Source organism: Streptomyces sp. NPDC101165 (genome assembly GCF_044768135.1).
GTDB lineage: Bacteria > Actinomycetota > Actinomycetes > Streptomycetales > Streptomycetaceae > Streptomyces.
Genome location: NZ_JBIWPG010000004.1, coordinates 367,142 through 373,801, shown reverse-complemented (window position 1 = coordinate 373,801; position 6,660 = coordinate 367,142). Strand labels below are relative to the sequence as shown.

Sequence of the window (6,660 nt, the reverse complement as noted above, 5' to 3'; positions counted from 1 at the left end):
CGCGCCGGACCCGCAAGACCGCCGCTGCCGCCGCCGAGGCTGCCGTGGACACGGCCGAGGCCACCGAGGCCAAGCCCCGCCGCACCCGCAAGGCCGCGGCCGCCACCCCGGAAACGGTGGAGGCCGAGGTCGAGGCCAAGCCGCGCCGGACCCGCAAGACGACGGCCGCCGCCCCGGAAGCAACGGAGGCTGAGGTCAAGCCCCGTCGCACCCGCAAGACCGCGGCCACCGCCCCGGAAACGGTGGAGGCCGAGGTCGAGGCCAAGCCGCGCCGGACCCGCAAGACCGCCGCTGCCGCCGCCGAGGCTGCCGTGGACACGGCCGAGGCCACCGAGGCCAAGCCCCGCCGCACCCGCAAGGCCACGGCCGCCACCCCGGAAACGGTGGAGGCCGAGGTCGAGGCCAAGCCGCGCCGGACCCGCAAGACGACGGCCGCCACCCCGGAAGCAACGGAGGCTGAGGTCAAGCCCCGTCGCACCCGCAAGACGGCCGCTGCCGCCGAAGCAACGGTGGACGGCGCAGAGGTCGCTGCCGCGCCCAAGGCTCGGCGGACCCGTAAGGCCGTTGCCGCGGCAGCCGCTCCGGAGATTCCGGCGCAGGCCACCGAGGAGCCGGAGGTCAAGCCGCGCCGCCGGACCCGCAAGGCCGCGGAGCCCGTGGCCGAGGCCACGGAGGTGGCGCCGAAGCCTCGCCGGACGCGGAAGGCGACGGCGGCCGTGGAGGCCACCGAGGCCTGACCGGCCCCACGGCAGAACAAGTACAACCGCCTCACCCGACGGCCCGGACCCACCCCTGTGGGACCGGGCCGTCGGTCTTCTCCGCCCCCATCTCCCCCGTCGCCCCGCCCTCCCCCTATCTCCCTCTGCCTCCCCCTCCCTCCACCCCGCCCGCCCGCCGCCCGATAGCCTCTCCCCCATGAGCAGGCCTGCCACCTTCGTCCCGCCCCCCGGTGCCCGTGCGTACTCCCTGCGGACCGCGCGCGGTGAGTTCGCCGTCGTCGACGCGCCCGTGGCCGACGGTGTCGAGCCGAAGGGTGTCGCGCTGCTGCTGCCGGGGTTCACCGGGAGCAAGGAGGACTTCAATCCGCTGCATGTGCCGCTGGCCGAGCGCGGGTACCGGACCGTGGCCGTGGACGGCCGCGGGCAGTACGAGTCGGACGGGCCCGAGCACGACGAATCCGCCTACGCGCAGGAGGAGTTGGCGCGGGACGTGCTGGCGCAGGTGGCGGCGGTCGGAACGCCGGTGCATCTGCTGGGGCACTCGCTCGGCGGGCAGATCTCGCGTGCGGCCGTGCTGCTCGACCATGCGCCGTTTCTCTCCCTCACGCTGATGGCCTCGGGCCCGGCACAGATCTCGGTCTCCCAGCAGCAGCGCGTGAAGCTGTTGCGGGACGCGCTCGGCGTGATGACGATGGCCGAGGTGTGGGACGCGATGCAGGCGATGGAGGCGCCCGAGGAGACCGCCACGGGCGAGCTCGACGGCGGCCTGGTCGGCCGGGACGATCTGCGGCGCCGCTGGCTGGGCAACAAGCCCGCCCAACTCATCGCCACCGGACGCCAGTTGTGCACCGAGCCGGACCGTATCGCCGAACTGGCCGCCGTACCGCTGCCGTTCCACGTGCTGTCGGGCTCGCAGGACGACACCTGGCCGCCGGCGCTGCTGGACGAGATGGCGGTGCGGCTTCAGGCGCGGCGGTCCGTCATCGACGGGGCCGAGCACTCGCCCAACACCGACCGCCCGCTCGCCACGGCCCGGGCGATCGCCGACTTCTGGGACGAGCACCTGGGCTGAGGCCGGTGGCGGGCGCCCGAGGCGGGGCTAGTACTGCGTCTGCAGGTGCTCCCAGAAGCCGTCCCTGAGGGCGCGGCGCAGATCCGCCTGGCCACGCAGGGAGTACTGGAGCAGCCCTTCGGCCTCGACCAGCAGGTCCTGGTCGACGGAGCCGGGCAGGTAGGGGTGGCCGGGGAGCAGCTCGACGAGGGCTTCGCGGCCGCGCGCGGACAGCCACTTCGCGGCGATCTGGGCGCCGACGAAGCGGACGTCCTCACGCGTGGGCCGGGTGCCGGCGGGGGCCTCGTAGGCGGCGGCCGTACGGCGGGAGACGTACGGCTTGAAGAACTCCAGGTCGAGGGTGCGCTGGCTGTCGACCTCCCAGAGCAGCGGCTCGGCCTGGTTGCGGCCTTCGGGTGCCTCGATGCCCCACAGGTGGACGCGGGCGCCGTAGCCCTGGGCCGCCTCCACCGCCGAGACCAGGTCCTCGTCGCCGCCAAGCAGGGCCGCGTCGCTGATCGCGCGGTGGCGGGCGAGGGACTCCAGGTCGGAGCGGATGAGGGAGTCGACGCCCTTCTGCTGGTTGTTGGCGTTGAGGTTGCCCAGGCGGACCTTGACGTCGGGCAGTTCGGCGATGGACTGCTGCTCGGCGGTGTGGATGCGGCGCCGGGCGCCGTCGTACCAGTAGACGCGCAGCAGCCGGCTGTCCGCGAAGATCGTGCGGGCCCTGTCGATCAGTGCCTCGATGAGGCCCTCGGCGTCCAGGTCGAAGGCCCGTCGGTCCTCCGTCCCGGCGACCAGCCGGCCGGCGGCCGCGTAGAGGTATCCCGCGTCGACGAAGATCGCGTGGGTCGAGGGCGTCTTCGCCACCTCGGCGAGCATGCGCTGCAGCAGCTCGTTGGTGTGGTCGATGCGGGCGGCGAGAGCCGCCAGGTCGTCGTTCATCGCTTCCATTGTCCCGGCGGTCACGCTGCGAACACAACCGGTCCCGGTCAGTCCCACGGGCCCCACCTACCGGTCGGTAATTAGCTGTTCGAAAAATTTCTTTAGCGTAGGGAATGTTTGTAACACGCATCCCGTTGACTACCTACGACAGCAGGACACACCAGTAGTTCTCCGCAGGAGGATGACCAGACGAAGGGAGAAGCCATGCGCTTCGAAATCATGCGACTCGACGAGGTCAACGGCACCACCGTGGACAGCACCGTCGTGGACGCCGCCTCCGTCAACCGGATCGTTCAGCAGGCCGCCGCCGTCGGACAGCGCCTGTGGATCCGCCCGGCCGAGACCCCGGCCTCGTAACACGGACCGCCACTCAAGCTTTCCGGGGGAGCCGAGCCCACGTCTCAGCTCCCCCGGATCACCTGAGTGACACCGTTGATGATCTGCTGCACCGCGATCGCGGAGAGCATCATGCCCGCGAGCCGCGTCACGAGGACCACACCGCCGTCCTTGATGACCCGGATGATCAGCAGCGAGTAACGCATCACCAGCCACAGCACGACGTGGATCGCGACGATCGCGGACCACACCGAGACCTGCGTGGCCACACTGCCGGCCTTCTGCACGGCCAGGATCACGGACACGATGGCACCGGGCCCCGCCAGCAGCGGCATGCCCAGCGGTACGAGGGCGACGTTCACGTCCTTGGTCTGCTTCGGCTCGTCGGTCTTGCCGGTGAGCAGGTCGAGCGCGATCAGCAGAAGCAGCAGACCGCCCGCGATCATCAGCGCGGGGACGGAGACGTGCAGGTAGTTCAGGATCTGATGGCCCAGGACGCCGAACGTGGCGATGACCCCGAAGGCCACACAGACGGCCTGGAAGGCCATCCGCTTCTGCACCTTGGCGGGGCGCCCCGCGGTCAGCGCGAGGAAGATCGGGGTGATCCCGGGGGGATCCATGATGACAAAAAGGGTCAGGAACAGAGAACCGAAGACAGCGACGTCGAACATGGCGGAAGTACAGGCCTTGCGGGAGAGGGAGAAACGGGCGTGAGAGGGCGCGGGGTCGACCCCTGAGGGGTCTCAGGCCCCGCCGGTGCCCGGCACCGGGAAGGCGCCGGTGGCCCGCCGGATGATCTCCCCGTACACCTCGGGGTCCGTCGTGTACTCGCCCAGCGACACGGTCTTGCGGCTGCCGTGGTAGTCCGAGGACCCCGTGACCAGCAGCCCCAGCTCCTTCGCGAGGCCCCGCAGGCGCTCCCGGGCTTCGAGGTCGTGGTCCATGTGGTCGACCTCGATGCCGTCCAGGCCGGCCGCGGCCATCTCGACGATCGCGGACTCCGGCACCGTGCGGCCGCGCTTGGCGGCGGCCGGGTGCGCGAAGACGGCCACGCCGCCCGCGCCCTTGATCAGCCGGATCGCCTCGAAGGGGTCGGTCTCGTGCTTCTCCACGAAGGCCCGGCCACCGTCGGCCAGCCACTCCTCGGTGAACGCGTCGCTCACCGTGGGCACCACACCCAGCTCGACGAGCGCGGTCGCGACATGCGGACGCCCCACCGAACCGCCGGCGGCGATCCGCTCGACCTGCTCCCAGGTGACCGGCACGCCCAGCGCGTCGAGCTTGGCGACCATGCCCTGCGCCCGCGGCACTCGATCGTCCCGGACCAGCTCCCGCTCGGCGAGCAGGGCGGGCTCCTCGGGGTCGAAGAGGTAGGCCAGCATGTGCATGGAGATGCCGTCGACACGGCAGGACAGCTCGGCGCCGGTCACCAGAGTGAGCCCCTCGGGCACCGCGGCGATCGCCTCGGCGTACCCACGGGTGGTGTCATGGTCGGTCAGCGCGACGACGTCCAGCCCGGCGGCAGCGGCATTGCGCACCAGCTCGGCCGGGGTGTCCGTACCGTCGGAGGCCGTGGAGTGGCAGTGCAGATCGATGCGCACGACACGAACTCCAGGCGGTGACGGGACGGAAGGGGACACCTAAGGATAGCGGTCGCGAAGGGATGCCCTGTCACACCCGCACCCGCCGAGCACCCCCTACAAGGCGGCACGGCCACCAAGAGGCGCGGGGAACTGCGCAAAGGCGGCACTGCCACCAAAGGGGCGCGGGAACTGCGCGACCAGCCACAACGAACCCGCAGCCGCCGGCTGTCGGCTCACCCCACCCCGGTGGGCGCTACGGCTGAAGCAAGCGCGGCGAAAGCGCCCCGCACGGCACCAGATCCAGTTCCGCCCCCGCATCCCGCAGATCCGTCAGCACCAGCTCGTCGTACATGAGCAGGCCGGACTTCTCGGGCCACAGCACCGCCCACAGCCACAGCCCCAGAGCCTCGCCCGCGAAGACGGCGCGATCGTCGGGGGCACTGGTGACGTGCCAGAGCGGGGTCGGACGGCCGGCGGCCAGGACCTTGGCCTGGGGCGGTTTCTCGACGTTCATGTACGCCCCCGGGTCGGGGCCGTCGATGCCCGCGTACCGCGCGCCGAGGCCGACGCCGAGTTCCTCGGCGACCAGGATGAGCTCGCCCATGCCGCCGAGCGGGGCGGGACCGGAACAGGCCACGGCGCTGGCACGGCCGCCGCTGCGGTCGTCACCCGCATAGGCCACACCGGTGAACAGCCACCCGACCGGCAGCGGCCAGGGCATCCACACCGGGACCTGCGTGCGATGCAGCACGACGTTGAGCGCCTCGACGCTGGGCGGGATCACGGGCTGCAGCGGATGCACCGTCCCATGCGCATCGCACTGCCAGGAATCGGCGAAGAGACCGGGAGCCCTGACCCGGCCACCACACTTCGGGCAACTGGGTTCGCCCCTCATAGGGCTCCACGGTCCTACCCGGACCGGCCCACGTCAAGGACGATCACCCGTCCGGGCGGAACGCGCGTGACAACCCACCGGCCAAAAGTAGATGCATATTACATTAATTGGCTGGAGCCGGTGGCATCCTCCGGCAGCCCCGCGCGGTCTGGGCCACGGCCGGCGCCTCCGTGGTCGCCGGGCCCGCCGGCACGTCGGACCCGGTCGCGCAGCTCGTCGGCTTCCGGGTCGGCCGGGGTCTCGGCAAGGCGCTGTTCGTCTCGACCGCCCTCGCGGTCGTCGTCGGCGCCGCGGCCGGGGGCAGCGCGGCCGCGATCCTGCTGTACGAGTCCGCGCTCGGCCTCGGCATGGCCTGCGGCCCTCTGCTCGGCGCGGTCCTCGGCAACGTCAGCCGGCGCCATCCGTTCTTCGGCACGGCCACGCTGATGGCGATCGGATTCCTGTGCATCACGGCGTCCCTGAAGGAGCAGCCGAAGCCTGCCCGCAAGGCCTCGGTCCTGGACCCGATCAGGGCGCTCGGCCACGGCGGCCCGCCTCGGCGGCGGTCTCGGCGTTCTTCTACAACTACACGCTCTTCACCGTGCCGGCCTTCACGCCGTTCGTGCCGAACATGGCCCCCTACCGCTCCGGCGCGGTGTTCTTCGCCTGGGGCGTGCTGCTCGCCGTCTTCTCGATGATCGTGGCTCCGCGGATGCAGCGGCGGTTCGGTTCACCGAAGGTGCTCGGCGGCTCGCTGATGCTGCTCGCAGCGGACGTGCTCGTGCTCGGCTACGGCGACCACACCACGGCCGTGGTCTGCCCGATCCTGTCCGGCGCCTTCATCGGCGTGAACAACACGGTGTACACCGAGTTGGCCCTCGGCGTGTCGGACGCGCCGCGCCCGGTGGCGAGCGCGGGCAAACAACTTCGTCCGCTGGTTCGCTGCCGCCGCGGCACCGTACTTCGCGCCGAAGATCGAGGAGTGGAGCGACATCCACATCCCGTTCGTGGTCGCGGCGGTCACCGCGGTGCTGGGCGCGGTGGTGGTCGTCGTCGTCGGAAAGCCCTCACCGAGGAGGCCGAGGAGCCGGAGACGGCGCACGCCACCGAGGACGGTGTCACCGTCTTCGCCAACTGACCGATTCCAGCCTT

At 71.4% G+C, this 6,660-nt stretch carries 6 protein-coding genes and 2 pseudogenes; 4 read left to right on the top strand and 4 right to left on the bottom strand.

All coding sequences use genetic code 11. The features are described 5' to 3' along the window. Positions 1-737, top strand: a pseudogene (locus ACIRVH_RS10815) (ATP-dependent helicase); the annotation flags it as partial. A gap of 178 nt (positions 738-915) precedes the next feature. Continuing rightward, positions 916-1,791, top strand: a complete 876-nt coding sequence (locus tag ACIRVH_RS10810; RefSeq protein WP_403950689.1) for an alpha/beta fold hydrolase — start codon at positions 916-918, stop codon at positions 1,789-1,791. A 27-nt stretch (positions 1,792-1,818) separates the two neighbouring features. Here ACIRVH_RS10810 and ACIRVH_RS10805 read toward each other — a convergent pair whose 3' ends face one another. Next, a complete protein-coding gene (locus ACIRVH_RS10805) occupies positions 1,819-2,715 on the bottom strand; it encodes an NYN domain-containing protein (protein WP_403950687.1) in 897 nt (298 codons plus the stop codon). A 204-nt stretch (positions 2,716-2,919) separates the two neighbouring features. Here ACIRVH_RS10805 and ACIRVH_RS10800 point away from each other — a divergent pair, with 204 nt between their 5' ends. Further along, positions 2,920-3,072 (top strand): hypothetical protein, encoded by a 153-nt coding sequence (locus tag ACIRVH_RS10800; protein ID WP_094215082.1) that lies wholly within the window; start codon positions 2,920-2,922, stop codon positions 3,070-3,072. A gap of 44 nt (positions 3,073-3,116) precedes the next feature. Here the strand turns inward: ACIRVH_RS10800 and ACIRVH_RS10795 are convergent, their stop codons facing one another. The 3 genes from ACIRVH_RS10795 to ACIRVH_RS10785 form a co-directional block, all read right to left on the bottom strand. Then, the gene (locus ACIRVH_RS10795) at positions 3,117-3,722 is read right to left on the bottom strand and encodes a MarC family protein (protein ID WP_403950684.1); all 606 of its coding nucleotides are present in this window, start codon (positions 3,720-3,722) and stop codon (positions 3,117-3,119) included. 72 nt (positions 3,723-3,794) lie between these two features. Next, positions 3,795-4,652 carry a PHP domain-containing protein gene (locus tag ACIRVH_RS10790; protein ID WP_403950682.1) on the bottom strand — a complete coding sequence of 286 codons (858 nt, stop codon included), beginning with the start codon at positions 4,650-4,652 and terminating at the stop codon, positions 3,795-3,797. A 235-nt stretch (positions 4,653-4,887) separates the two neighbouring features. Continuing rightward, positions 4,888-5,529 (bottom strand): DUF6758 family protein, encoded by a 642-nt coding sequence (locus ACIRVH_RS10785; RefSeq protein WP_403950679.1) that lies wholly within the window; start codon positions 5,527-5,529, stop codon positions 4,888-4,890. A gap of 107 nt (positions 5,530-5,636) precedes the next feature. On the opposite strand from ACIRVH_RS10785, the pseudogene ACIRVH_RS10780 reads away from it, so the two are divergent. Beyond that, a pseudogene (locus ACIRVH_RS10780) lies at positions 5,637-6,646 on the top strand (MFS transporter). Positions 6,647-6,660: the final 14 nt, after the last annotated feature.